Here is a 25,496-nt window from a genome sequence, read left to right on the forward strand (position 1 = left end):
TGTGTTATAATCAAGCGTACGAGTTCTTAAGGAGGTGCTACATAACTTGACGACGAGACGGGAACGGAAAAAGCGCGAAACACGCGAAAAAATCTTCAATGCTGCCATCAAGCTTTTCAAAACGCACGGCTTTGAAGCAACCACCATCGACATGATTTCCGAAGAAGCCGATGTTGCTCGCGGTACGATCTTTTTGCATTTCACTTCAAAGGAAGCCATTCTCGCTAACTGGGGATATGAACGTCTGCATGAAATCGAGGAGCGTCGGGAAGAGTGGGACTATGGTAACGACTGCAAATCGAAGGTACTGCGGATCTACAAGATCATGAATGAAGTCACCATTACCAATTTCGATTTCATCAAAGTCGTCGTAGAATCCTCGATGAAACATCGAAAAGTGCTTGAGAATGAAAAGAACATGTACTTTGAATTGCGCCAACTATTCGCTGACCTGATTGAAGAAGCGCAAGAAAAGAATCAATTGAAAAGCAAATTCAACCCTCTTGTCGCTGCAAATATGTTGGAAAATATTTACTATAACGCTCTTTATGATTGGGTACGCAGCGAAGGCGCCTGGGCACTCGAAGAAATCATGGAAGAGAAGGTCTCTATCGTATTCGAAGGGCTGGTCGTGGAATAATCCGACTGACCAGCCCTTCGAATGTGACTACATATGATTTATTCGAAATAGGCCCATTTGTACTGCGCGTATCCCAGACCAGAAATGACTACGCCTTTCAACTTGGGGTTTTGCGCATACACCGTAGACTTAAAGTAAAACGGAATAACTGGCATTTCGTCTACCAAGATTTTCTCAGCCTCTTGCAAGATCGCTTTTCGTTTGGCAGCATCCTTCTCCTTGGCAGAAGCCGCCAATAGATCGGCAAATTGACGATTCTCCCAACGAGTATGGTTGTTGCCTTCCTTCGTCCGGAATATTTCCAGGAAGTTGATCGGATCGTTGAAATCCCCCGTCCACCCCATCCGCGCTACTTGATACTTCCCGTTTTTCACGTTTTCATAATAGACATTCCATTCCTGATTCTCCAGCTTGACGTGCACACCCAAGTTTTTTTGCCACATGTCCTGTACGGCTTGGGCGATTTTCGTCTGTGCTTCCTCCGTATTATAGGACAGTGTAATCGGCGGGAGCTGGTCGATGCTGGCATACCCTTCTTCCTTCATGCCTTCCGCCAACAGTTGCTTGGCTTTTTCCATGTCGTTGTCTATAAACAAGCCTTGCTCGTTCTCAGCAAACATCGTAGGCGGCACTACGGCTGTCGCAACCAATTCCCCTCCCTGGGTGATATTCTCCACAATGTCTTTCCGGCTGATCGCGTATGAAAAGGCTTGGCGAATTTTTTTGTTGTGGAAAGGCTTTTGCTCTGTGTTGAATTCATACCAATACGTCCCTGCTTTTGGCGTGATCACCAGCAAACCTTTTTCCTTCAAGGTCGGCATCGCGTCGAGCGGAAGATTGCCAGTCGGGGCGCCTGCCCAATCGAGATCGCCGCCCTCCAGCATGGACAGCTCTGTATTCGCGTCATTGATCATACTCATTTCGATTTTGGTCAGCTTGACAGCGTCTGCGTCCCAATAATGCTCATTTTTCGTAAGCGTCAGCTTGTTTTTATGCTCCCACGCAGTGAGTTTGAACGGTCCATTCGAGGTGTAGGTTGGTCCTGCTTCCTTCGCCCAGTCCGGATGTTCTTTCACCACTTTGGTATTTAGCGGAAAGTAGCTGTAAAAAGCCGTCAGCTCCAGGAAAAACGGCGTCGGGTTTTCCAGTTGAACAACCAGTGTCTTGTCGTCTGTTGCCTTGACCCCGATCTCTTCGGGCTTCGCTTTGCCAGCAAAGGCTGCCTCTGCATTTTTTACATAAAACAGCTGGTAGGCATACTGGGAACCGTTTTTGGAATCGAGTGCCCATTTCCAGGCATTTTCAAAATCGTGCGCGGTTACGGGATCGCCGTTCGACCACTTCGCATTGTCGCGAATCGTGAAGGTGTACGTCAACAAATCATCTGATGCCTTGATTTCCTGGGCCATCGCGGGCTGTGGAACGCCCTTGTCGTCAATTCGCGTCAGCCCTTCAAACGTCTGAAAAATAACATTGGATGACCAAACATCCGAAATGAGTCCGGGATGAAGAGAAAGCGGTTCTGTAAAGTTATTCAGCCTGAGTATCTGTTCAGGTTGCGCAGATGCACTAGCTGGTGTAGCTTCTGTCGTTGGTTGTGTGGCAGGCTTTGCTGCTTCCTGAGGTTGTCCGCATGCAGCAAGCGCGAAAGCCAAACCTGCTGCGAAAACAACTTTTCCTGTCTTTTGCCACCATCGTTTTGCGGAACTTCTCATGGTCTATTCTCCTTCGTTTGAGAGCCTTCGCTGTTCTTCACGCTGCTGCCATTCTTTCAGCTCGTTTTTGATTTGATAGAGTTCTGCACGTGTTTCGAGCTTGAACGCTTTTAATTCACTTCTGATGACAGCCAACTCATGAAAGAGTCGCTCCCACACCTCTTGATCTTTGTCCATGTTCGCCTCCTTTTTCGGTCGTATACACTGCAGGCAGTTGAATCGTCACCTGCGTTCCGTGCCCGCGTTCACTCTGAAAGTGGATCGTCCCCCGCATCGCCTCGATAATCCGGCAGGTTACCATCAAACCGAGACCTGTCCCTTTTTCCTTCGTAGAATAAAAAGGTAGCCCAATCTGTTCAATCTGCTCCGGCGTCATCCCCTCTCCCTCATCCTTGATGGAAATCACATGATAGTTCCCGGCTGCTCGTACGGTGACATGGAGTATGCCACCTTGTCCCATCGATTCGATACCGTTTTTCATTAGATTCATCAATGCTTGCTTGAGCTTAACGGCGTTGCTCTCAACGAATAGGCCCGGCTCGGTCTCACAGGCGATTTCCACTCGATTCATGACGCTGTACGAGGACATAATGGCGCTCACTTCTTTTACGGTATGCGCAATCTCCAGTCGCTCCAGCGTCTCAGAATGAGGCTTGGCCAGATTTAAATAGTCGGAAATGATAAATTCAGCCCGGTCGAGTTCATTTAAGACCAATCGGATGTATTCAACGTTTTTCGGATTCGTCTCCTCACGCAACAATTGGACAAAACCTCGTACCACCGTGAGTGGATTGCGCACTTCGTGGGCGACACTGGCTGCCAGCTCGCTGATCAGATTCAGCTTTTCCGAGCGTTCGACCTGCTTGCGGATAATATGAGATTCTCGAATAAACTCGATGAAATAAACAGCTCCACCTTGAACGATCAAAGCGAGGTAGCCAATCTCCACTAACGGCTCCAGATGATCGCTAATGATGGACAACGGGAACCCTCTCCAGATCAAAACAACCATCCCTCCACCGATGATGGATAGCTGCTTTAAGCATCCGATCAAGAGAACGGTCGCTAGTTTTTTTCGTAAAGAGTAGCCATACCAACGATTGACCAACAAAAACGGGATGATCGCGTAGACCATCGTTCCAAGAATCGTTATAAGAACGCCATCGCCTCCCAGAACAATCTTTACAACAAACATCATCAAAATCGTTAAAATGCCCGGGATATACCCGGCGTATAAAATGGTAATAATGATCGGTATCGAGCGTAAATCGTACTCCATACCATTACTGAGTTGTACTGGAAAGCTCATGGCAAAAATGACACTGATCGAGCTACAAACGATAACCATGGATGATTTGACGCTCATCTTGTTCGAGGTTGATCGCCCCAGCCAAACGTTTCTATACAGCAAAACAGGGACGATAACGAACAGCAACTGCAGCAAAATGTCTTTGATGATTAACATATATCGGTTCCCCTGGTTCGTAGAATATTTCGATTTTTCTTACAGAATACCATTACTAGGTATCTTTCTGGAAGGCACATTTTCAACATCTGGCAGAAAGGATGTTTTTGTTGCGGTGACCAGCACATTTCCCTATGATGAAGAAGAGCTTGTTTGAAGACCTTGGAGGTAAGACATACACATGCGAAATGGTATAAAGCGTGAAGATATTGAGCTGTTGGCACCTGCTGGTAACTGGGACTGTTTGAAGGCAGCCGTGGCGAACGGTGCCAATGCCATCTTTTTTGGGGTAGAAAAGTTCAACGCGCGTGCTCGTGCTGAGAACTTTCAAATGGCGGAACTGCCTGAGATTATGGCTTATTTGCACATGTACGGGGTAAAGGGCTTCCTTACTTTTAATATTCTCGTATTTGAAAATGAACTGGAGGATGCACGCGAGCTGATTGACGCCTGTATTCACGCTGGAGTAGACGCGGTGATCGTACAAGACCTCGGTCTTGTAAAGATGATTCGCGAGATTTCTCCAGACTTCCCGATTCATGGCTCTACACAAATGACGATTACTTCGCCGGAAGCGGTGGAGTTCACGAAGCCGTTTGATATGGAACGCGTCGTGCTCGGTCGTGAAAATTCATTAAAAGAGATCAAAAAAATCGGAGAAAAAGCGAAGCTGCCGATGGAAGTATTCGTCCACGGTGCCTTGTGTGTTTCTTATTCCGGTCAATGTCTGACCTCGGAAATGTGGGGGGGACGCTCGGCAAACCGCGGGGAGTGTGCCCAGGCCTGTCGCTTGCCGTATGACCTGATGGTAGACGGTGTGCAAAAGGACATGGGAAACATCGCTTACGTGCTGTCCCCGAAGGACTTGGCTGCTATCGATTTGGTTCCTGAGTTGATCGAGGCTGGCGTGACTTCCTTTAAAATTGAAGGCCGCCTGAAAACACCTGAATACGTGGCAAACGTCGTGAGCAAGTACAATGCCGCCATCGAGCGTTATTTTGCCGGACAAGATACGGGACCAACCGAGGTAGAAGTACGTGAGCTGCAACAAAGCTTCTCTCGCGGGTTTACGCACGGATTTTTGACCGGGACAAACAACAAGCAGCTCGTAGATGGTTCGTTCCCGAAAAGCCGCGGTGTGTTTTTGGGAACCGTGAAAAAACTGCTGCCTACAGGCGTTTTGGTGGACATCACTGCTCCTGTCAAACGCGGAGACGGTATCGTGTTCGACGCGGGTGACCCTACGCAAAAAGAAGAAGGCGGTCGCATCTACGATATTTTGAGCCGCAGTAAAAAGGTAGAAGGTGAAGTTTCCAAAGGCTTGTACGAAATCGTCATGGGACGCAATGACGTGAATCTGAAGCGTCTTCACGTCGGTGACCGCGTATGGAAGACGAGCGACCCTGAGCTGGATCGTCGCCTGCGCAAAACGTTCGAGACCGAAAAGCCTTATCGCACCTTCCCGCTGTCCGTTCACGTGAGCGGAAAGCTGGGTGAAAAACTCAGTGTCACTTGGGTGGATAAACAAGCGAATCACGCTGTCAGTGTTCCTTCCGAGGTACTGCTGGAGACTGCTTTGAAGCGCCCTCTGTCGAAAGAGTTACTGCACGATCAATTAAGCCGTCTGGGCGGAACCATTTTCCACCTGGAAGCTCACGATCTGACTGTCGATCTCGAAGGGGATCTCATCGTACCTGTCAGTGAGTTGAACCGGATGCGCCGTGACGCAGTCGAACAGCTCGTGTTCCTGCGCTCCAAGCCGCCGATTTACCACCATCACGATATCAACGTATACGCGGATGTTCCGAAGAGCCAGCCAGTGGAAAAGCCGCTCCTGACAGCGCTGTGCCGTTCCCTTGAGCAATTGGAAGCAGCTGCGCAAACCGACGTGGACTTCCTCTACGCTGACTTTGAATTCGTCAAGCAGTATCCAGAGGGTGTCAAGCTGGCCCATAAGTACGGCAAAAAGATCGGGATTGCTACGATGCGCATTCATATGCCGGATGAAAACGGGGTCCTTGCCCTGATCGCGAAAAGCAAACCAGATGCTATTCTGGTCCGCAATACGGGAGCACTCTATTACTACTTGTCCCGTCGTGATGAAATCGACATTCCGCTGATTGGCGATTTCTCCCTGAATGTCGCGAACCACAAGGCAGTTGAGCTGTTCCTTGCAACAGGTCTTGAGCGCGTAACGCCATCGTACGATCTGAACATCCAACAAATGGTCGATCTGCTCAGCCGCTCAAACGCTGCGAACATGGAACTGGTTATCCACCAGCACATGCCGATGTTCCACACGGAGCACTGCGTATACTGCACATTCATGAGTGAAGGTACTGACCATACGAACTGCGGAACTCCATGTGAGACCTCCCGCATTTCTTTGAAAGACCGCGTCGGCTTCTCACACCCTATACGTGTGGATACCGGTTGCCGCAATACCGTTTATAACGCGATTGACCAGTCTGGTGCTGAGTATTTGAGTGAGTTCCGCTCCCTGAATGTCGGTAGCTATCGCATCGAGTTTTTGGAAGAAGAGCCAGAGCGCGTGAAAGAGGTAATCAGTCTGTATCGCAAAGCATTGCGCGGAGAAGTTAGCGGTACACATGTATGGCGTACCCTGAAGGCAACCAACCAGTTGGGTGTCACACGTGGGCAACTGACGAAATAAAAACCAGCTTTGTAGAGAGGAGCGAGAAAGCATGGCTGACCTGAATCAACCGACTGTAGAAAACTTGGCCATTATCATTGAGGGCATCAAAGCAAAGCTGAACATGGCGAATACGGCGGTGATGCGCCCGGAGGATTTCGATCTCGTTCATTACGAGGATTTGCTGTACCTGTACAACATGGTGCAGAAAAAAGCAGCGTTTGGCATCAATGAAATGACTGCCATCGTTGAAGAGCTGGGTGCGATGAGAAAACAATCCTAGTTTTTGCCCTAACAAGAGAAAAAAGCGTCGCTCCTGTACATGGAGTGACGCTTTTTTGCGTGGACTTTATTTTTTCAACGTAACGGTAAACGTTTTGAACTCAATGTCTTTCCCTTGTTTCTTTATCATGTCGATGGTTGTTTGGATTATCGTTTCTTTTCCATTTCCATCTATCCCAACACCACCACCTTGAGATGGCAATGACAGATATGGAGTGATCCTTAATTCTTTTACATCTGCTGTCACCGGATCGAAACGACGGGTTCCTGCAAGGTATTCTTTACCATCAGATTTTTTGCCTTGGCTACCGCCTGAGTAGGCTCCTAGCTCATTTCCTTTATCATCAACGACCTTGAATTCCAAATAGCTCGATAAATAGCCGATTTCCTCCGTTACCGCCTGGAAGCTGACCACCAGTCCTGCTGGACCCATTGTTGTATCCGGAACAGTGAGGTCAATGCCTCCAGCTTTTTGCTGGTGATTGATCGCAATGCGCTTGGTTTCTGTACGGGAACTGATTGGCAAGGAGAAGTTCCACTGCTTGCCGTCCTCCCCATGAAAGCTCAATCCCAGCTTGAACTCCTCTGGCAAGCCATTGATCGCATCGATATCGACAATCCCGGTCGCTAGCGTCGGCGTGATCTGTGTATGTTTGCTGCTTCCTGCGTATCCAAATGCTTTCCCATTTACCGTCAGATCTGGGGAGGAGCCTAAATAATGCTCTCCGACTGCCTGCTTCGTTTCCAATGTATAACCAATCGTAAAACGCGTGCCGTCATAGTACACTTCATTGACAGTAATTGCATGACCATCCACGTCCTGCGACTCGCCAATGACAGTTGTTAAGCCTTTTTCACTCGCTAGCTTCAATCCGTTGTCTCCATATGCCGAGAAAATCGATCCAATCAAAGGCACCTTGGACACCAGATTGGCCATCGCCGGGGAAACTGCTGCTGAGCTAAACAAGACCCCTAAAGCTACGACCGCTGCCCCTGTACTGTACACCAGCTTTCGTTTGTTCAGGCGTTTTCTCTTCGGTACAGCCTGAACCGTTTGGGCGATAATAGCGTCCAGCTTCTCTGTCGGGACTGGAATGCGATCTACTTGCTCTTTATAGGCATGAATTTTTTCTCTCATCGAAATACTCCCCTTTTAGTTTCTTTTTTAATAGCGTCAATCCTCTGTGAATATTCGTTTTTACAGTGCCTTCCGGACAATCCAGCGTTTCGGCGATTTGTTTTACGGAGTAGTCCTTGTAAAACCTTAGCAGCAGTACCGTTACATACTTTTCTTCCATCTCTTCCATTGCTTCCAGCAGATCGATCCGTTCCTCGAGCCTTACGCTTCCTGTATCCCGCACATTTTCAATCATGTCTTTGCTAAGTGAAATTACCTTGCGTTTCCTAGCCAAATAGGCAAGCGCCGAGTTGATCAAAATGCGTGTCAACCATGTGGTAAAATACTGCTCTTCCTTTAAGGTTGAAATGGAGAGCAACGCCTTATAGACCGTTTCCTGAAAAATCTCAAGTGCATCCTCTTCGTTGCGCGTATACACGAAAGCCATCTTGTACAAATTGGTTTTTTCCTGATGAATCAGCATTTGGAACGCGTCAGCATCACCAGCCTTGGCACGAGCAACGAGACCAAGTTGTCTATTCAAACAGCTCCCCCCTCCTTTTCTCCCCTGTTAGAGAAATCAGGGCGACAAAACGTTTCATTTTTTCTATCGAAATAAAAAAAGCCTGCTCTCACAGTCTACCTGAGACTACGAGAACAGGCTCTATCCATTACATTTTTTTCAGCACAATGACTGCGTTGTGACCGCCAAAGCCAAAGGAATTGGACATGCCGATGTCAAGCGTGGCTTTGCGCGCTGTATTTGGCACATAGTCCAGATCGCATTCAGGGTCACGCTCCACCTGATTGATCGTAGGGGGAATGATTCCTTCCTGCAAGCTCTTGATCAGAGCGACCGCCTCCGCCCCTCCTGCTGCACCAAACATATGACCCGTCATCGATTTGTTGGCGGTGATCGGTACACGGTACGCATGGTCGCCAAACAGCTTTTTGATAGCCAATGTCTCGGAACGGTCCCCGATTTCTGTGCTGGTTGCGTGCGCGCTGATGACATCGACGTCTGTCGGTTGCACCCCTGCTTCCTGGAGGGCCCATTTCATCGCACGGTAGGGACCGATTCCTTCCGGATGTGTCGCCACCATGTGGTAGGCATCAGAGCTTGCCCCATAGCCAATCACTTCGGCATACATGCGTGCGTTTCTTTTCTTGGCGTGTGATTCCGATTCCAAAATCACAATTCCGGCACCTTCTGCCATGACAAACCCATCCCGCTTGGCATCAAATGGCCGACTCGCTGCTGGTGGATCATCATTTCTTGTGGACAATGCCGTCGCATTGCTAAAGCTGGCGAGAGATATATCCGTCACTGCGGCCTCAGACCCTCCTGCGATGACGACATCCGCTCCGCCCGCCCGAATGAGCCGGAAAGCCTCACCGATGGACGTATTCCCAATCGAGCACGCCGTAACAGGTGACATCGTCGGCCCGTAAAGACCGTACTTGATGCTGATCATCGCTGCGGCCATGTTGGAGATGAGCATGGGAACCAGCGTCGGACTGACCCGCTCAGGACCTCGTTCACGAAGAACGTCATGCTGCTCGAGGAGCGTCCCTACCCCACCGATGCCAGAGCCTACATATACCCCGATGCGCTCGCGGTCCAACTCGTCCAGCCGAAGCTCAGCATCCTCTAGCGCTTCTTCTGCAGCAGCAAGGGCAAACTGGCAAAAGCGGTCCATTCGCCGCGATTCTTTGCGCCCAAACCGCTCTACCGGATCAAAATCTCGCACCAAACCTGCGATTTTCGTTTTATTGCGTGCTGTATCAAAAGTATCAATAGGCGAGATACCAGACTTCCCTTGCACGAGACTGTTCCAAAACTGATTCACTGTATTCCCTATCGGGGAGATTACCCCCATGCCTGTGACAACGACTTTTTCCATGATTAGCCTCCTATTGAGTGCCTTATGAAAACCATCTTGTCACATGGGTTATCCTATTACAAGTTGTTGTTTATCCTAGTATAATGAGTACTAGTCTAACAAACTTAACCAGTTGAGGAAACGGAGAGTGTACCATGAATCAGCAAACACGTTTGCAGGCACTGTCTACTTTTTTGAAAGCGCAGCGCGCCAAAATCCTGCCACAATCGGTCGGGCTGGCTCCTGGGACACGCAGAAGAACACCTGGGCTACGAAGAGAAGAAGTTGCTCAACTCGCGGGGGTTAGCTCCACCTGGTATACATGGCTGGAACAAGGCCGCGATATCAAGGTCTCGCCATCCGTTCTGGATGCGGTAGCGAGAGCCCTGCAGCTTACCGTCGATGAGCGAAAATATTTGTATGCGCTGGCACTGGAGACAGGCACTGGAGTAGGGCAAGACGTGCAAAAAGAAGATGAACCGCCGAAGATCAATCCTGCCCTCAAACGAATCTTAAAAGAGTTGCGCTCATGTCCAACCATCATTTCAGATCGGCGCAGTCATATAGTCGGCTGGAACGAGGCAGCGGCGCATGTCTTTCTCGATTTTGAACAAATCCCTTATGAAGAGCGCAATTTGATCCGCCTGGTGTTTACGCGAAAGGAATTACGGCGGCTGGCCGTGAACTGGGAGCATTTCGTCAGCGGCTTTCTCGCGATTTTTCGCGCCAATTACGGTCAGTATGTAGAGGACGAGTGGTACGAGCAGTTTTTAAGCGAAATGCGACAGGTTCATCCCGACTTTCACGAGCTTTGGGAGCAAAGCCGCGTCAGCTCAGCACCGGAGGTTTTACTGGAATTCCGTCATGCGAAGGCAGGGAAAATGCTCTTTCATCTGACTTCGCTGCAAGTTTCCGGGAGCGCGGATTTGCGGTGCAGCATTTACACGCCTGACCCGAATTCTGCCACGGAGACAAAGTTGCGGCAGTTGATTGATCGGCCTGTTACTTCTGGCAAACCTTGACCGAAGGTCTTTGGGGTTTGAGTCAACATGGTGGAGGAGAAGAAAAAGCACAGTTCTCTTCGACTCTGACACGCCAGCATGGGGGATTCACTGTCCGTCTCCACTTCCAAAAGGGGACCGTCGAGCCAAAGCCACCCTACGGGCGGAGGCTTCTCAGGGAAGAAGTGTTCGACAAGCGTGATCCCCTTTTGGAAGTTCCGACTGGGTAGGCGTTGTCAAGGTCTACGAGCTCTGTGCTTTTTCTTCTCGCCAGCTTTGTTGGTTGATCGGTACCTTTTAAAACTTGCATACCAAAGGAAAACCAGCCCGACGACATCTGTCTGGGCTGGTTCACTTTGTTAATGATTCACAATTCCTACGCGCGTCCCGGAGGAAGCAAGGCTTCCGACTTCCTCGCAGCCTTCTTTCCACAGCAAGTAACGGATACTGTCTGCCAGCGCTTCCCAGCTCGCTTCAATGACGTTGGTAGAGACGCCGACTGTGCTCCACTTTTCCCCGTTGCTCGAGGATTCGATCAGGACACGTACTTTTGCGGCAGTCGCGCCATTTTCGTCCAGGACACGCACTTTGTAATCTTCCAGCTGCATTTTTGCAATGCATGGATAGTAGCCTTCCAATGCTTTTCGCATTGCATTGTCCAGTGCATTCACCGGACCATTGCCATCAGCAGCCGTATGGACAGACTCCCCGTTCACCCGCAACTTCACGGTCGCCTCCGACGTGATCGATTGGACGGCTGCCTTTTCCAGCATGATTTTGAAGGAGTCTAGTTTGAACAGGTTCTTCAGCTTGCCGGAGGCTTCCAGCAGCATCAGCGTCAGTGAAGCCTCTGCTCCCTCGTATTGATAGCCTTGGAATTCGCGCTCTTTGATGTGTGTGATGATTTCTCTCGCCTTTTGGCGATCCAGCGAGAGGTCGATCTCGAGCTCTTCCATTTTGGCGAGCAAATTGCTTTGTCCTGCGAGTTCTGAGACGAGTACGCGGCGTTTGTTGCCGATGTTTTCTGGCTCGATGTGCTCGTACGTTTTCGGGTCGCGCATAACGGCGCTTACGTGAATACCACCCTTGTGAGCAAAAGCACTGTACCCGACAAACGGCTGATTGTTCGGCATGGTCATGTTGGCAATTTCCGCTACATAGCGAGACAGCTGTGTCAGCTCCTGCAATTGATCAGTGCTCACACAATGATAGCCCAGCTTGAGCTGCAAATTCGGAACCACAGAGATCAAATTGACATTCCCGCAGCGCTCACCGATGCCGTTAATCGTTCCTTGCACTTGCTGTGCGCCAGCCTGAATCGCAGCTAGTGCATTGGCAACTGCCACTCCACTGTCATTATGCGGATGAATGCCTACAGGCGTCCGCAGATGGCCCACAGTCGTTTTGACAATATCATAGACTTCATGCGGCAGTGTCCCGCCATTTGTATCACAGAGAACAATCCAGTCAGCCCCAGCCTCTTCTGCTGCTTCCAGCACCCGCAATGCGTAGCGCGGATTCGCCTTGTACCCATCGAAGAAATGCTCAGCCAAAAAGAGAGTCGTCAGTCCGTTTTCTTTTAAAAATGCGACCGAATCAGCGACCATGCGCACGTTTTCTTCCAATGTCGTCTTCAGAGCATCTGTCACGTGCAAATCCCATGATTTCCCGAAGATCGCGGCTGCCGAGGCTCCGCTTAAGATCAACGCTTGCAGATTGTCATCATCCGGCGCTGCTACATTCGGTCTACAGGTACTGCCAAAAGCCGTTACCTTCGCGTGCTGCAGCGAAATCTCCCGGATACGCTCAAAAAAAGCCATGTCCTTTGGATTGCTGCCCGGCCAACCGCCTTCAATAAAATCGATACCAAACTGGTCCAGCCGCAGTGCGATCTTTATCTTGTCTTCTACTGACAGGCTGATCCCCTCTCCCTGCGTACCATCTCGCAGGGTCGTATCATACAGATACACCTTGCTATTCATGTTTCTTCTCCACCTGTTCTTTTATTTTTCTGAATAATCACATCATTCCAACCGTTAGAACGATTCCCAGTATACCACAGCCCAAATGGAAAGAAAACGCGGGAAAATAGAGGTTTTTTCTATGTCCGTGGGGTGCGGACAAATGCGACGGTTTGCTTGATTGCAGCTTCCAACGGAGTCGATGTTCCCGCAAACGGATGACGCGTGTTAAATGTATGATCTCCGCCTTCTATCCAGTGCAGCTCGCTGTTTTTGGCAGCCTGATGAATTCTTTTTGCACCCTCTACCAGACGGACATAATCTTTTTCTCCTGTGATGATGCACAGTGGTTGCTCCATCGTAGAGACAAGTTTCAAAATATCGTATTGCTCTCGATTGTTATCCACGTCCTCGATCACGACTCTCGTGATTGGCATATCTTGACCAGTCCGCGCATTCGCTATGTATCCGACACCAGTCTCTTCTATTTGTCTGCGCAGCTTCTCGTCGAACAAATCGACATGAGCGATTCCGTTCCAGGTCACAATCCCTGCCACATGCGGGTTGTTTGCTCCGAATAAAATCGCGTCACCGCCGCCCTTGCTGTGTCCCAATACATACAGCTTCGTTTTGTCCACGTAATCGGGTAACGGTAGCTCGCCTGACAAAATCCGTTCCGTCAACGCTTGCAAATCAGCCAGTTCGCGGGCATATGTATTGCGTCCGAATTTCTCCAGCTCGTCGAACTCCGTCAAGCTCTCCCCTACGCCATTGCAGCTAAAATTAAAGCGAATCGTGGTAATGCCTTGCTTGGCCAGCTCATCGGCTACGTAGGGAAAGCTTCCCCAATCCTTGAAGCCTTTAAAGCCATGGCAAAACAGCAGTAGTGGCTGTTCTGAGCCTGCCGCTTCCTCCGTATGAATATCTCCGCGAAGCGTCAACTGCTCATCGAGTGCGATGGAAAAGGATTGCTTTTGCATGTGTGCTTCACCTCTTGTGCATTTTTTTATTATTATGCCGTGTCCCCCTCCTAAAAGAAACGAAAATACCAAAAAAAAGAGATCTTCCTCTTTGGAAGATCCCCTTTAGTTCACTGCATTGTTTTTATTAACAAGGTACAACGCATACTCCAACGGCCGCCGAACCGCCGTCGCATATCGCTTGTGCTGACGCATCTGCTTGAAAATTTCTCTCCCTGGCTTCGGATTGATTTCGATAATCCAAACCCTGCCATGAACATCAATCCCCAGATCAAAGCCAAACTCCATCATCAGGCCGAAATGCTCTTCAATGCGTTTGACAGTCTTGATCGCGAGCTCCCTGCATTCCAGCACAATCCGCTCTGCCTTTTCCCGACCAAATCGTTTGACCAAAAAGGAAACAGCAGGCAAAGCGGTTCCCCCTCCATGCAAATTGGAGGTGGACGATTGTATCGGCCCAACGCGAATGCCCATCCCGGTCAAACACCACTGACCTTTCCCGTCCTTTTGCACAAGCATGCGAGCATCTACTGTTCGCTTGGGAACCAGTGACAACCGTAGCCCCTGTTGAAGAAAAAACTGCTCGTTTCCGCTCTTCTCCTTGTTCATCCAATGCTCCAGCCGCTCGCACACCTCTGTGAGCGTCGCCAGTTTTTCGCAGCTTTTGGCTTGCTGCTTGGTCCTGCCATGCAAAAGGTAGCGACCTGCTTGTTTCTCCACACGCAGTATACTTCTGCCACCAGTGCCGTTTGTCGGCTTGAGATAAACCAGACGATGATCGGCAAGCATCGTAGCAAGCGTTTTTCTGTCGTAGGGGAGTGTTTCGGGAAGCCAGCGCTGCAGATCAGGATCTTGTATCAAAATCTGATGTACGACATATTTGTTCGAGAAACGGTTATTCGCATAACGAAACCAGTCTTGCTTGCGAAATGGCAAATAGGCACGATGCTTGGGCAATGGATAGTAGCGATAACGATCAATGACGATGTCGGGCCAGGCAAAACGCTCTCGTCTCCACTTCGTACCATCTGGTACATAACCGTTGATCCGCTTTTCTTCCAAACGGACATCTTGTGGGCTAAATAAAAAAACCTCTGCCCCCATTTCTCTTCCTTCCTTAACCAGCCTTCGCAAATAGCCGGGCTCGACAAAGCCTGATTCTCCTCGGTAGGTCAGTACGCCTATCCGTTTTCTCACCGAAAGGCCACTCCCTCCCTTGTTCGATTTTCTAGCTAGCCTTGTATAGCTTATGGTTGAAAGCAAAAAAAAGCGCCTTTGTCCTATGTAGGCAAAAGCGCATCTTTCATACGTTTTCTTATCGTTTATGTGTTTCCAAATAATGCAGTGCTGTTCGTCCCAAGAGCTCGCCTGCAATCAGCATGGCATCCTCGTCGATATCGAAGCGGGGATGATGGTGGGGATATGTCGCCAGCTTTTCCGGATTGCCTGCCCCTACGAACAAGTAAGCGCCGGGCACCTTTTCCAAGTAGTACGAAAAGTCCTCGCCACCCATCAACGGCTTCATCGATTCCACACGACCAGCTCCAAATGCGGCAATGGCTGCTTCCCGGGCGATAGCTGTTTCTCTTTCATGGTTAATGACAGCTGGATACCCTCGCTCGTAGACAACTGTAGCGCTTCCTCCCATCATGGCAGCTGTCCCTTCCGCAATTTCTGTCAGGCGCTGCTCCGCTCGATCGCGGACGTCTGGCAAAAAGGAGCGGACAGTCCCTGTCAAACGACAGCTATCTGCGATGATGTTCGTACTGTCTCCGCCGTTGAACGTTCCCACAGTCACGACCACACTTTCTAATGGGCTGACGTTGCGGCTGGCAATCGTTTGCAGATGACCGACGATTTGCGAACCGATCACAATGGAGTCGACAGTTTCTTCTGGAACAGCACCGTGTCCCCCTTTACCTTTGATCTCGATGGAAAAGTCGTCCGTATTCGCCATGAGCGGACCCGCACTAATGAATACCTTTCCTACAGGGAACATCGACCAGAGATGAACGCCAAAGATCGCATCGACGCCATCTACAGCCCCATCCTCAACCATTTGGGTTGCTCCGCCCGGATTTTCCTCTTCCGCATGCTGAAAGACAAAGCGAATCTCACCGGCAAACTGCTCACGATTTGCTGCCAAAACAAAAGCGAGTCCTAATAGCTGGGACGTGTGCGCATCATGACCACACGCATGCATGACACCAGGTACAGTAGATTTATACGGTACTTCTTTTTGATCTTGAATCGGCAGCGCGTCAAAATCCGCACGCAACGCGACGACCCTACCCGGGCTCCCTCCGCGCAAAACACCGATGACTCCTCTACCGCCAACGCCTGTGCGAACCTCATCGAAGCGAAGTCCTCTTAATATTTCGGCAATAAGCGCTGGAGTCTTCTCCTCTTGAAAGGAAAGCTCGGGATGCTGGTGCAGATGACGCCTCCAGCTAATGATTTGCGGCTCCATTTCTTTGAGCAGCTCTTTTAATTGTTCCTGCAAGGCCATGGTTCTTACTCCTCCCCTGGATGCACCATTCTTTCTCCCATCATAGCAGAATCATGGGCCAAATGGGGAGCTTGACTAATCCAGAGCGAGCATGCTGCGTTTTCGTTTTTCAAAAACGGCAAAGCTCGTATAGCCTACCCGTTTCAACTGCGCTCGAGCCTCGTCCAACTGCTGACCGACTTGATCAGGCGCAGTAGCACTAGATGCCAAAGTGATGGGCACCTCATTCTGAAACAAAATTTCCAGAAAACGATAGCTGGGCGAAAATTCTCGGAGCTGACTCGCCAAACCGTAGCCTGTATTGATTTCCGTCGCAATCCCCATTCGTCCAAGAGTCCGGGCCACACGCTGATAATAGGGTAATAGTGCAGTTTCATCCGGTCTTACACCAAACGCTTTGATGCCATCGATATGGGCGATGACATCGAATAATTGAGATTTGATCGCCTGCTCCAGCTTGTCAAAATAAAGGCTATACAATCCGATGAGCTCCTGTCTTCCAAAGCGTTCTCGTGCATCGTGGATCGGATAGCCCCAGCCTTCCAGAAAATGCACGGCTCCTATACATACATCCCAAGGATATTGATTGATGACATGCCGCAGCGTCTCTTCTCCACCTGAAAAATAGTCCAATTCAATTCCCACACGCAGCTCAATCCCATCCTCCGCCCAACGAAGCCGCTCTTTTTGCAGGAAAACAACAAAGCTGTCCAGTGAGTCGTTTGCGACCTGACTCAGCCATTTGCGCTGCGCTGTCCCCAAACGATCAGAGCCGATGTGCACATGCTGTTCGTAGTACGACTGGTACTCAAGAAAGCGGTATAAGTGCTCGACCACACAAACTTGCTGAATCCCAGCCTGTTTAGCACGTAATCGATACAATTCAAGCCAATCCCGTGAATACGGTCCTTGTTGAAGCCGCTCTGCCAACCCATTGGTCAGCATACTTGCCCATTTTCGACTCCCACTCACTTCGGCATGCTCCACGAGGGGGCGCAATGATTCCGCTTGCTTCAGCAACCAGTCCAGCGAATACGGCCCTTCCTCCAGATGGACGTGAAAGTCTACCTTCACCCGATCACCTCCTTGGGTTCGTCCCTGCTATTTTCTATCGTTATATATGCGTTTGGTTCCATACATATGTCGAGTATTCACATGACGAACGACCTAGCAGAAGAGGTGACAAAAGAACAAAAAAATGCCTCTGCAACGAGGCATTTTTGATTTTTAGCTATTTTTTCGCTCATACACGTAAAACGCATGCGGGTGAACGTTCTTCTCATCCACGATACCCTCACGCTTGTTCACCAAGGTGTAAGCATCGCGATCCCATGCCGGGAAAAACGTATCGCCCTCCGTTTCCAAATCGATCTCTGTAATGTACAGACGATCAACGACATCGAGAAACTGGCGATAAATTTCCGAGCCGCCAAAGATGATAACATCACCCATGGCTAGCACTTCTTCCTTCGTATGGACGACATCTACACCTTCAGGGTGAAAGTCATGGCTGCGCGTCAGCACGACATTTCTGCGGTTAGGCAGAGGCTTCCCAATCGATTCGAACGTTTTGCGTCCCATCACAATCGTTTTGCCTGTCGTTAATTCTTTCACATTTTTCAAGTCGGCGGGAAGGTGCCACGGCATGTCGCCATCTTTTCCGATGACTTGGTTGCGAGCATAGGCAACAATCAGGCTGATCATACGGCCACCTCACCTTTGATGTGGGGATGGGATTCGTAGCCGACGATTTCAATATCTTCGTATTTGAAGTCAAAAATGGAAGTCACTTCCGGATTGAGCACGAGCTTTGGCAGTGGTTTCGGCTCGCGGGTGAGCTGGAGCTTGACCTGCTCGATATGGTTGAGATACAGATGAGCGTCTCCAATCGTATGAACAAAATCGCCCACTTCAAGCCCGGTGACATGCGCTACCATATGCGTCAGCAACGCGTAGGAAGCGATATTAAACGGCACACCCAAAAATGTGTCGCCACTGCGTTGATACAGCTGGCAGGACAGCTTGCCGTTCGCTACATAAAACTGGAACAGCAGGTGACAAGGCGGCAATGCCATCTTGTCCAATTCAGCCGGATTCCACGCGCTAACGATCAAGCGGCGAGAGTCCGGATTGCGTTTGATCTCATCAATGACCCATTGAATTTGGTCCACTGTTTTGCCGTCGCGCCCAGTAAAAGAACGCCATTGGCTCCCGTATACCGGGCCCAAATCTCCGTTTTCATCGGCCCATTCGTTCCAGATCCGCACGCCGTTTTCCTGCAAATATCTGACATTGGTATCTCCCGATAAAAACCAGAGCAGTTCGTGGATGATCGATTTCATGTGCAGCTTTTTCGTCGTGACCATGGGAAAGCCTTCACTCAAGTCAAAACGCATCTGATGCCCAAAAACACTGGTCGTTCCGGTGCCTGTCCGATCCTCTTTTGTGACACCCTCATCCAAAATGCGCTGGCATAAATCCAGGTATTGTTTCATCGTCCATCTCTCCTTCCATCTCATCTATTTTACCTGACCGAGACAAAAAGGAAAGATCGGAATGTCATGATATAATAAATGGATAAATGTAGAAAGCGGGATTCGTGATGGATGGCATATCTCCTGTGGCTACAAAGCCCTTATATAAACAAATAGCAGAGCAAATCGAGCAAAGAATCAGCAGTGGTGAATTCGGTCCTGGCAGCTATTTGCCCTCGGAGCGCACGCTGGCCAAAGAACTGAACGTCAACCGTTCTACCGTCGTCGCAGCGTACGATGAGCTGCAAGCAGCAGGTATGATAGAGCGCATACAAGGAAGTGGCACGATCGTCAGTCAAGATATTTGGGGACTGGCACGGACCCGCGTTCCGAACTGGCGACATTTGACGGAGTCAGGTTCGTTTCGTCCGAATTTACCGTTGATTCGCAAAATCCGTCGTGAAACACAGGAAAATGACTTGATCGATTTGGCGAGTGGCGAGCTCTCGAGCGATCTCGTCCCCAACCAAACGCTCCAACAGCTCATGACCCCCGATGACTTCCCTGCTCATCTCGGCTATGAGCATCCGCAGGGCAATTGGGCTTTGCGAGAGACATTGAGTATCCATATGAAAACTTGGCGAAGCATCGAAGCACCTGCTACCTCGATCATGATTACGTCAGGAGCCCAGCAAGCCCTTCATCTCGTCGTTCAATGCTTGTTAAAGCCAGGGGATGCGGTTGCGATTGAGGAGCCGTCTTATTGTTATTCCTTGCCGCTTTTTCATTCAGCTGGCTTGCGTACGTTTTCGCTGCCTGTAGACCGGGACGGAATCGATCCGAAGCACTTAGCCCAGCTCCATCGCCAGCACCGCATCAAAATGGTTTTTCTCAATCCGAATTATCAAAACCCGACAGGGACACTGCTTTCATTGGAGCGACGCCATGAATTACTCGCGTTTTCCTATGAAAATGGGATTCCCATCATCGAGGATGATCCATACAGCTTGACCAGCTTTGCGAGAGAGCCCGTCCCAACCTTGAAATCACTGGATCAACACGGAACAGTACTCTACATCAGCTCTTTGACCAAAATCGTCGCCTCGGGTCTGCGCATTGGCTGGATCGTCGGACCCCCTACTGTCATGGAAAGACTGGCAGATGCGAAACAACAGTTTGATTTTGGACACAGCATTTTTCCGCAATGGCTGGCGAATCGCTTTCTCGGATCGCCTCAGTTTGCGAGTCATATTGATCTTTTACGAACAGAGCTATCCTTGCGGCACGATCAGCTTGTCTCCTCGCTTCAAAACAAGTTCGATGATCAAGTAGAAATAGTCGGTTCAGAGGGAGGCATTCACCTTTGGTGCAAATTTAAAGGGATATGGAGCGGCGAATGTCTTCTCACAGAATCAGTCAAACGAGGAGTTGTCTTCGTTCCGGGACATCTTTTCGGCGCAGAGCAAGGGTATGTCCGCTTCACCTTTGGCAGAGCCACCCTGGATCAGATCCCTGAGGCAGTCTCGCGCTTAGCGGATGCATTCACAGCAAGTGGATGGGCAAAATAATCCCCAAGTGGATGGCAACATTTTTGTGCGGTCGGTATATGATCGAAGTAAGCTACCGTATGCATCCTCGTGTATATCCAGCAGGATGACTGGGCCATACAGAAAGGACTGGCTGTTATGAGTATTTTGCCTTTCATTATTGCAATTATTGTACTTGTTCTTATAGCCCTCGTCGTTACGATAAAAATCGGAATCAACCCATCCGAATCCAAAGTGCGGGGCTTTAAACAACGCTCCCGAAATCTGTTGATCATTTACGGCATCATTACGATCGCTCTGGTCATTGCACTGTCAGTCTTTCTCTACAACAATCTTTGATCAATCCCGACGCTACGTGACATAAATAAGACGCCGTCTGCCTTTTACAGGTATGACGGCGTTTTTGAATCGAAGGAAGTCCTTCGTCATGTGTTTTTAGAGGATGTTACCAACTTTACACGCTTTTCCTCGCCACATTGGCGGCTTGTAGCCCACGCTGTCCATTCACAATCTCAAAAACCACCTGCTCGCCTTCCTCCAAGTTCCGGTAACCTGCCCCCGTGATCGCAGAATAGTGTACGAATACATCAGGTCCGCCATCGCGCTCAATAAACCCATAGCCCTTTTCTTTGCTGAACCATTTTACTTTCCCTTGAATCATTGTGTTTCCTCCCTGTAATCAGTGCAGCTCTTACGCTTACCTCATCATATGCGGATGCGAAGTCAGTGGATATACGGTAAAATAAATAAAGTATGAATCGTCACGCCAGAAAGGAGTGAATCACATGAAAAAAGTATGGATGATTGCATGCGCGTTGCTGCTCACTGCCTGCTCCGATCTATCCGAAGGGGTCCAAACCGCTCAGCAAGCAGTAGAAACAGGTCAACAAGCGATTGAGACAGGTAAACAGGCTGTCGAGGCGGGCCAACAAGTACTGGAAGCCGGCAAGCAACTGGCTGAGTCTGAAGTCGCCAAACAGCTGCAAACATACCTCCAGCAAAAATACGAATCCTCTGAAGCATTGCGTAATGCCATGTTCAGTGGAGATGGTCAGTTGCTTGTAGAACAATTGCAAAAGACCGAGCTTGCGAACTTCAGCTTTTACAAATCTGACATGTTTGGTGTTGAATATACAGGCACGCTCTCTGCCGATGGTACTTTCAAAGTGCTCAAGCACGATTTGAACAACCAAGGTGCGGAGCCTACAGTCGTAAAGGAATTCAAAGTAACGCTCGACGGAAACGGTCAGGTTCAGGTTCAGTAATTCGGAAAACATTTCAAGAAAAGCCTGCGATCAATCCTCGCGGGCTTTTTCGTGTTGTAAAAAACTTTTTATTGGATTTCTACGAAATTTTCTGTGTTTCCTTATAGATTTTTATAATTGGGCATGATAATGTGTAAGATGTTCATATAAATTTCACAAATACTAAACACAACGAGGTGATGCCAATGAATATGCTGCTCGCATCTATTATTGTGTACATGGCAGGTATGCTCCTGATCGGCTATTATGCCTACAAGCGTACCTCCAATCTGACAGACTACATGCTCGGCGGTCGGTCGCTCGGTCCAACTGTAACCGCTCTCAGCGCGGGTGCATCTGACATGAGTGGCTGGTTGATGATGGGCTTGCCTGGCGCCATGTTTGCCCAAGGTCTTAGCGCATCCTGGATTGCCATCGGTCTGACTCTCGGGGCTTATGCCAACTGGCTGTATGTCGCTCCCCGCCTTCGTTCGTATACAGAGGTCGCCAACAACTCGATTACGATTCCTGCTTTTTTGGAAAATCGTTTCGGGGACGGGTCTCGGATGCTTCGTCTTGTCTCGGCCCTTGTTATTATGATCTTTTTTACCTTTTACGTCTCTTCCGGTCTCGTCTCTGGAGGCGTGCTGTTTGAAAACACCTTCCACCTGAGCTATCAAACGGGGCTATGGATTGTTGGATTGGTCACCATTGCCTACACATTGTTTGGCGGCTTCCTCGCTGTAAGCTGGACGGACGCTGTACAAGGACTCATCATGGTCATCGCGCTCATTCTCGTTCCACTCGTGACCGTTCTTACAGCAGGCGGATTGGGAGAAACATTTACCGAGATCCACACTGTCGATCCCTCTTTGCTCGATATTTTTAAAGGGACGAGCCTGCTCGGCATCATCTCCTTGTTTGCATGGGGTCTCGGCTATTTCGGACAACCGCACATTATCGTTCGCTTTATGGCGATCACGTCCACGAGTGAGATCAAAAAAGCACGTAGCATCGGTATGGGCTGGATGATTTTCTCCGTCATTGGCGCCATGCTGACAGGTCTGGTCGGTATTGCCCTGTACTCCAAGCAAGGCTGGACGTTAAGCGATCCTGAAACGATCTTCATCCAGCTAGGTACGATCCTGTTCCATCCACTCATTACCGGATTTTTGCTTGCGGCGATTTTGGCAGCGATCATGAGTACGATTTCCTCTCAGCTGCTCGTAACCTCCAGCTCCTTGACCGAGGATATTTACAAAACCTTTTTCAAGCGTTCTGCAACCGACAAAGAACTGGTCAACTTTGGTCGCCTGTCCGTCTTAATAGTATCTGTCGTCGCCTTTTTGCTCGCCTTGAATAAAAATGACACGATCCTCGATCTCGTCGGATACGCGTGGGCCGGATTCGGTGCTTCGTTTGGGCCTGTCATTTTGCTCTCCCTCTATTGGAAGCGCATGAACAAATGGGGTGCTCTCGCGGGTATGGTCGCTGGCGCGCTTACCGTTATCATCTGGACTCGTTTTGATGTGCTGAAGGACTTCCTCTATGAGATGGTTCCGGGCTTTGCCATTAGCCTGCTCGCCATCGTAGTTGTCAGCCAACTGACCAGCAAGCCTTCGAATGAGGTCAGCGCTCAGTTTGATGAGTACCAAAAAAGCATGAAATAATCCTTTTCGAAAAAAAGCCAAGTAGCCTATGCGCTGGACAATTGCCCTGTCCCACGCCGTAGGCTGCTTTTTTCTGTTGAAACGATTTGGGACCCTCATCGGAACGAGAAGATCCGGCAAAAGCGCAGATCATAACGAAAACCAAGCTTCTGCCAAACGACTGATTCCTACCGCAATATCTTGTTCCTCCACTCCACCAAATCCAACGATGATTCGCGGCCGTGCATTCGTCGGATCATTGGCCCAGTTGTGCCCACTCGGATAAATGCGAACATCGGCCGCACGGGCCAGCTCGATCAGCTCCTTCTCCGTTCGGGAAGTATCCACCTCCAGCAAAATATGCAGCCCTGCTGACTGTCCCAATACTCGTACTTCCCGGGGCATGTACGTCTGTATCGCCCGAAGCAATGCATCGTGCTTGCGGTGATAGACGGTGCGCATTTTTCGGACATGCTTTTCCCAGTAGCCCTTTTGCATGAACAACTGCATGCTCCGCTGCAAATGGCGGGAAACCGGAGAAGGATACGCCTGAAATGCTTCCAAATAACGCCCGAGTAATTGCCTCGGAAGTACCGTATAATCCAAGCGAAGTGCTGGAGAAAATGCTTTGGAAAAATTGCCGATATAAACAACGCAACCGTCCCGATCCATTCCTTGCAAAGATGGCGTAGGGTGTACGTTGTAGCGGAATTCACCATCATAATCATTTTCGATGATGATTCCGTTCTTTCTTTTTGCCCATTGCAGCAATTGTTGGCGCTGACCGACTGGCATCACCATCCCATACGGAAATTGATGGGCAGGCGTCGTGTACACGACCGTTGCTTTGCTTTTCTCCAAGGCTTCAATGGACAGCCCCTCTTCCGCTAGCGGGATGGACACGACCTCATAGCCGTGATGGGAAAAGACAATCCGTGCATCTGCATAGCCGGGCTCCTCGATCGCAACCACACGATGCCGATCTGCCAAGAGCAGACATAAAAAGCTGAGAGCCTGCTGTAAACCCGTGCCGATGATAATTTGCTCAGGCTGACAAATGAGCGTACGTGCTCTGCGCAAATATTTACTAAGTTCTTCTCTGAGTTCCCTCTCTCCTTGATCATCCCCGTAAAAAGCAAAGTCCTCCGGATAGACATCTAGCGCCTCCAGCATGCAAGAGCGCCATGCAGCGTAAGGAAACGACTTCGTATCGATGACAGAACCGTGAAAATTGTAACGACAGGTGAGATGCTCCCCTTTTTTCTTTTTCAAGATGGACGAGTACAAGGCCATCTCCTCATCCTGATCCACTGGCTCTGACCATCTCTCGATCTCGGCAGCGTAAAAGCCACTTCGCTCCCGGCTCACAATGTATCCTTCTGCTAGCAGTTGCTGATAGGCTGCTTCAATCGTATTTTTTCCGACGCCGCTTGCTTTCATCAACTGACGGATCGACGGCATCTTGGTTCCGGATGGTATCTCTCCTGATGCAATCCGTCTGCTCAATTGCTTGTATAGCTGCTGATACAGAGGTTCTTTGCTCTGTGCATCCATGATCGGTATGTACTCCATCAGCGGCCCTCCATTCTGTCCCCATCTAATTCTCCCAAACTGTCACTATGTATAGGAGCAGTTCTCTTATACAATGATTGTACCAGATTCACCCAAACGAAAGGAGAACAAGTCATGCCTATTCATTTGCAAGGAGAAAAGGTCGTTCTGCGAGATATTCGAGCAGAAGATTTGGATACGATCTACTATTGGAAATACGAAGCAGAAGATCGTGAACATCTCAATTGGAATGGCCCCTACAAACCGCTTGATCCGTACACAAAAGAAGAGTATCGTGCCCTCCCACGCTACCAGGAGTCTCTCGCTCTCGTCGGGACAGATGCACCAAGAACTGAGCTGATCATTGAGATTGACGGCGAGCTAAAAGGCAGTGTCGGTCGCTACTGGGTATCTGAGGAGACGAACTGGTGCGAAATCGGAATCGTCATTTACGACTCCCGCTACTGGCAGAATGGTTATGGTCGGGAAGCGTTTCGGATGTGGATCGACTACTTGTTTACCCATATGGATACCGTCCGTTTAGGCATTGGTACGTGGTCTGGCAACGAACGGATGATCAAGCTGGCTGCTCACATGGGCATGGTGGAAGAAGCGCGGGTACGCAAAGCAAGGATTGTTCGTGGTGAATATTACGATGCGATTAAGATGGGGATTTTGCGGGAGGAATGGGAGATCCGAAATAAGACTTTTGAATAACGGTTGTTTTTAACATGAGCATCTTCCATCTGTATAGGAAACTCCCTATACGAGGAAACTGTATGCCCAATATGGAAGATATCACCGTCCAAAAGTCGAATGCAGAAC

General features: G+C 49.5%; 24 protein-coding genes. 9 read left to right on the forward strand and 15 right to left on the reverse strand.

Annotated features, from left to right (window positions below; genetic code table 11):
* Nucleotides 1-46 precede the first annotated feature (46 nt).
* The gene (locus tag FO446_RS21370) at nt 47-640 is read left to right on the forward strand and encodes a TetR/AcrR family transcriptional regulator (RefSeq protein ID WP_047071619.1); all 594 of its coding nucleotides are present in this window, start codon (nt 47-49) and stop codon (nt 638-640) included.
* 38 nt (nt 641-678) lie between these two features.
* On the opposite strand, the gene FO446_RS21375 is transcribed toward FO446_RS21370, so the two are convergent.
* From FO446_RS21375 to FO446_RS21385, 3 genes are read right to left on the reverse strand one after another with little or no spacing between them, the layout of a single operon-like run.
* A complete protein-coding gene (locus tag FO446_RS21375) occupies nt 679-2,355 on the reverse strand; it encodes a peptide ABC transporter substrate-binding protein (RefSeq protein ID WP_173610831.1) in 1,677 nt (558 codons plus the stop codon).
* Between the two features lie 3 nt (nt 2,356-2,358).
* A complete protein-coding gene (locus FO446_RS21380) occupies nt 2,359-2,532 on the reverse strand; it encodes a hypothetical protein (protein WP_173610830.1) in 174 nt (57 codons plus the stop codon).
* A complete protein-coding gene (locus FO446_RS21385; protein WP_173610829.1) occupies nt 2,492-3,820 on the reverse strand; it encodes an ATP-binding protein in 1,329 nt (442 codons plus the stop codon). The genes FO446_RS21380 and FO446_RS21385 overlap by 41 nt, the downstream gene beginning before the upstream one ends.
* 181 nt (nt 3,821-4,001) lie before the next feature.
* Here FO446_RS21385 and FO446_RS21390 point away from each other — a divergent pair, with 181 nt between their 5' ends.
* The gene (locus tag FO446_RS21390; protein ID WP_173610828.1) at nt 4,002-6,494 is read left to right on the forward strand and encodes a U32 family peptidase; all 2,493 of its coding nucleotides are present in this window, start codon (nt 4,002-4,004) and stop codon (nt 6,492-6,494) included.
* Between the two features lie 31 nt (nt 6,495-6,525).
* Entirely contained in the window at nt 6,526-6,756 is a 231-nt protein-coding gene (locus FO446_RS21395; RefSeq protein WP_015892616.1) for a DUF1128 domain-containing protein, read from the forward strand.
* A 66-nt stretch (nt 6,757-6,822) separates the two neighbouring features.
* On the opposite strand, the gene FO446_RS21400 is transcribed toward FO446_RS21395, so the two are convergent.
* The 3 genes from FO446_RS21400 to fabF form a co-directional block, all read right to left on the reverse strand.
* On the reverse strand, nt 6,823-7,893 hold the full coding sequence (locus FO446_RS21400; RefSeq protein WP_237898992.1) for a DUF4179 domain-containing protein: 1,071 nt from the start codon (nt 7,891-7,893) through the stop codon (nt 6,823-6,825).
* Nucleotides 7,868-8,416, reverse strand: a complete 549-nt coding sequence (locus FO446_RS21405) for a sigma-70 family RNA polymerase sigma factor (protein ID WP_173610826.1) — start codon at nt 8,414-8,416, stop codon at nt 7,868-7,870. The genes FO446_RS21400 and FO446_RS21405 overlap by 26 nt, the downstream gene beginning before the upstream one ends.
* A gap of 127 nt (nt 8,417-8,543) precedes the next feature.
* Nucleotides 8,544-9,776: a beta-ketoacyl-ACP synthase II gene (fabF, locus tag FO446_RS21410; RefSeq protein WP_237898996.1), complete on the reverse strand. Its 1,233-nt coding sequence runs from the start codon at nt 9,774-9,776 to the stop codon at nt 8,544-8,546.
* Nucleotides 9,777-9,910: 134 nt separating this feature from the next.
* Between fabF and FO446_RS21415 the strand changes: the two genes are divergently transcribed.
* Complete coding sequence (locus FO446_RS21415; RefSeq protein WP_221868062.1) at nt 9,911-10,777, forward strand: helix-turn-helix transcriptional regulator; 867 nt, start codon at nt 9,911-9,913, stop codon at nt 10,775-10,777.
* Nucleotides 10,778-11,115: 338 nt separating this feature from the next.
* Here the strand turns inward: FO446_RS21415 and cimA are convergent, their stop codons facing one another.
* The 7 genes from cimA to FO446_RS21450 form a co-directional block, all read right to left on the reverse strand.
* Complete coding sequence (gene cimA / locus FO446_RS21420; RefSeq protein ID WP_173610823.1) at nt 11,116-12,738, reverse strand: citramalate synthase; 1,623 nt, start codon at nt 12,736-12,738, stop codon at nt 11,116-11,118.
* A 119-nt stretch (nt 12,739-12,857) separates the two neighbouring features.
* On the reverse strand, nt 12,858-13,697 hold the full coding sequence (locus FO446_RS21425; RefSeq protein WP_232774498.1) for an alpha/beta hydrolase: 840 nt from the start codon (nt 13,695-13,697) through the stop codon (nt 12,858-12,860).
* 105 nt (nt 13,698-13,802) lie between these two features.
* On the reverse strand, nt 13,803-14,894 hold the full coding sequence (locus FO446_RS21430) for a YheC/YheD family endospore coat-associated protein (protein WP_237898998.1): 1,092 nt from the start codon (nt 14,892-14,894) through the stop codon (nt 13,803-13,805).
* Nucleotides 14,895-15,012: 118 nt separating this feature from the next.
* Nucleotides 15,013-16,206: a M20 metallopeptidase family protein gene (locus FO446_RS21435; protein WP_237898999.1), complete on the reverse strand. Its 1,194-nt coding sequence runs from the start codon at nt 16,204-16,206 to the stop codon at nt 15,013-15,015.
* A gap of 75 nt (nt 16,207-16,281) precedes the next feature.
* Entirely contained in the window at nt 16,282-17,280 is a 999-nt protein-coding gene (locus tag FO446_RS21440; protein ID WP_173610819.1) for a histidinol phosphate phosphatase domain-containing protein, read from the reverse strand.
* A 153-nt stretch (nt 17,281-17,433) separates the two neighbouring features.
* On the reverse strand, nt 17,434-17,910 hold the full coding sequence (locus tag FO446_RS21445) for a dihydrofolate reductase (protein ID WP_221868057.1): 477 nt from the start codon (nt 17,908-17,910) through the stop codon (nt 17,434-17,436).
* A complete protein-coding gene (locus FO446_RS21450; protein WP_056489736.1) occupies nt 17,907-18,701 on the reverse strand; it encodes a thymidylate synthase in 795 nt (264 codons plus the stop codon). The genes FO446_RS21445 and FO446_RS21450 overlap by 4 nt, the downstream gene beginning before the upstream one ends.
* 107 nt (nt 18,702-18,808) lie before the next feature.
* Between FO446_RS21450 and FO446_RS21455 the strand changes: the two genes are divergently transcribed.
* Nucleotides 18,809-20,248, forward strand: a complete 1,440-nt coding sequence (locus FO446_RS21455) for a MocR-like pyridoxine biosynthesis transcription factor PdxR (RefSeq protein ID WP_237899000.1) — start codon at nt 18,809-18,811, stop codon at nt 20,246-20,248.
* A 117-nt stretch (nt 20,249-20,365) separates the two neighbouring features.
* Nucleotides 20,366-20,566 carry a hypothetical protein gene (locus FO446_RS21460; protein ID WP_173610816.1) on the forward strand — a complete coding sequence of 67 codons (201 nt, stop codon included), beginning with the start codon at nt 20,366-20,368 and terminating at the stop codon, nt 20,564-20,566.
* Between the two features lie 115 nt (nt 20,567-20,681).
* On the opposite strand, the gene FO446_RS21465 is transcribed toward FO446_RS21460, so the two are convergent.
* Complete coding sequence (locus FO446_RS21465) at nt 20,682-20,888, reverse strand: cold-shock protein (RefSeq protein WP_221868055.1); 207 nt, start codon at nt 20,886-20,888, stop codon at nt 20,682-20,684.
* Nucleotides 20,889-21,012: 124 nt separating this feature from the next.
* On the opposite strand from FO446_RS21465, the gene FO446_RS21470 reads away from it, so the two are divergent.
* Both FO446_RS21470 and putP read left to right on the forward strand, forming a co-directional pair.
* Entirely contained in the window at nt 21,013-21,492 is a 480-nt protein-coding gene (locus FO446_RS21470) for a hypothetical protein (protein WP_173610814.1), read from the forward strand.
* 185 nt (nt 21,493-21,677) lie between these two features.
* Nucleotides 21,678-23,141, forward strand: coding sequence for a sodium/proline symporter PutP (gene putP, locus FO446_RS21475; protein ID WP_173610813.1), 1,464 nt, complete (start codon nt 21,678-21,680; stop codon nt 23,139-23,141).
* Between the two features lie 129 nt (nt 23,142-23,270).
* Here putP and FO446_RS21480 read toward each other — a convergent pair whose 3' ends face one another.
* A complete protein-coding gene (locus FO446_RS21480) occupies nt 23,271-24,692 on the reverse strand; it encodes a MocR-like pyridoxine biosynthesis transcription factor PdxR (RefSeq protein ID WP_173610812.1) in 1,422 nt (473 codons plus the stop codon).
* Nucleotides 24,693-24,806: 114 nt separating this feature from the next.
* On the opposite strand from FO446_RS21480, the gene FO446_RS21485 reads away from it, so the two are divergent.
* On the forward strand, nt 24,807-25,388 hold the full coding sequence (locus tag FO446_RS21485) for a GNAT family N-acetyltransferase (protein ID WP_237899001.1): 582 nt from the start codon (nt 24,807-24,809) through the stop codon (nt 25,386-25,388).
* Nucleotides 25,389-25,496 lie beyond the last annotated feature (108 nt).

The sequence above is a fragment of the Brevibacillus brevis genome, assembly GCF_022026395.1.
GTDB lineage: Bacteria > Bacillota > Bacilli > Brevibacillales > Brevibacillaceae > Brevibacillus.

Excerpts from the sequence above, each read along its gene's own strand:
- FO446_RS21375 (WP_173610831.1), bottom strand. The coding sequence starts at position 2,355 with ATGAGAAGTTCCGCAAAACGATGGTGGCAAAAGACAGGAAAAGTTGTT.
- FO446_RS21380 (WP_173610830.1), bottom strand. The coding sequence starts at position 2,532 with ATGGACAAAGATCAAGAGGTGTGGGAGCGACTCTTTCATGAGTTGGCT.
- FO446_RS21385 (WP_173610829.1), bottom strand. The coding sequence starts at position 3,820 with ATGTTAATCATCAAAGACATTTTGCTGCAGTTGCTGTTCGTTATCGTC.
- FO446_RS21390 (WP_173610828.1), top strand. The coding sequence starts at position 4,002 with ATGCGAAATGGTATAAAGCGTGAAGATATTGAGCTGTTGGCACCTGCT.
- FO446_RS21395 (WP_015892616.1), top strand. The coding sequence starts at position 6,526 with ATGGCTGACCTGAATCAACCGACTGTAGAAAACTTGGCCATTATCATT.
- FO446_RS21400 (WP_237898992.1), bottom strand. The coding sequence starts at position 7,893 with ATGAGAGAAAAAATTCATGCCTATAAAGAGCAAGTAGATCGCATTCCA.
- fabF (WP_237898996.1), bottom strand. The coding sequence starts at position 9,776 with ATGGAAAAAGTCGTTGTCACAGGCATGGGGGTAATCTCCCCGATAGGG.
- FO446_RS21415 (WP_221868062.1), top strand. The coding sequence starts at position 9,911 with ATGAATCAGCAAACACGTTTGCAGGCACTGTCTACTTTTTTGAAAGCG.
- cimA (WP_173610823.1), bottom strand. The coding sequence starts at position 12,738 with ATGAATAGCAAGGTGTATCTGTATGATACGACCCTGCGAGATGGTACG.
- FO446_RS21425 (WP_232774498.1), bottom strand. The coding sequence starts at position 13,697 with ATGCAAAAGCAATCCTTTTCCATCGCACTCGATGAGCAGTTGACGCTT.
- FO446_RS21435 (WP_237898999.1), bottom strand. The coding sequence starts at position 16,206 with ATGGCCTTGCAGGAACAATTAAAAGAGCTGCTCAAAGAAATGGAGCCG.
- FO446_RS21445 (WP_221868057.1), bottom strand. The coding sequence starts at position 17,910 with ATGATCAGCCTGATTGTTGCCTATGCTCGCAACCAAGTCATCGGAAAA.
- FO446_RS21450 (WP_056489736.1), bottom strand. The coding sequence starts at position 18,701 with ATGAAACAATACCTGGATTTATGCCAGCGCATTTTGGATGAGGGTGTC.
- FO446_RS21455 (WP_237899000.1), top strand. The coding sequence starts at position 18,809 with ATGGATGGCATATCTCCTGTGGCTACAAAGCCCTTATATAAACAAATA.
- FO446_RS21460 (WP_173610816.1), top strand. The coding sequence starts at position 20,366 with ATGAGTATTTTGCCTTTCATTATTGCAATTATTGTACTTGTTCTTATA.
- FO446_RS21465 (WP_221868055.1), bottom strand. The coding sequence starts at position 20,888 with ATGATTCAAGGGAAAGTAAAATGGTTCAGCAAAGAAAAGGGCTATGGG.
- FO446_RS21470 (WP_173610814.1), top strand. The coding sequence starts at position 21,013 with ATGAAAAAAGTATGGATGATTGCATGCGCGTTGCTGCTCACTGCCTGC.
- putP (WP_173610813.1), top strand. The coding sequence starts at position 21,678 with ATGAATATGCTGCTCGCATCTATTATTGTGTACATGGCAGGTATGCTC.
- FO446_RS21480 (WP_173610812.1), bottom strand. The coding sequence starts at position 24,692 with ATGGAGTACATACCGATCATGGATGCACAGAGCAAAGAACCTCTGTAT.
- FO446_RS21485 (WP_237899001.1), top strand. The coding sequence starts at position 24,807 with ATGCCTATTCATTTGCAAGGAGAAAAGGTCGTTCTGCGAGATATTCGA.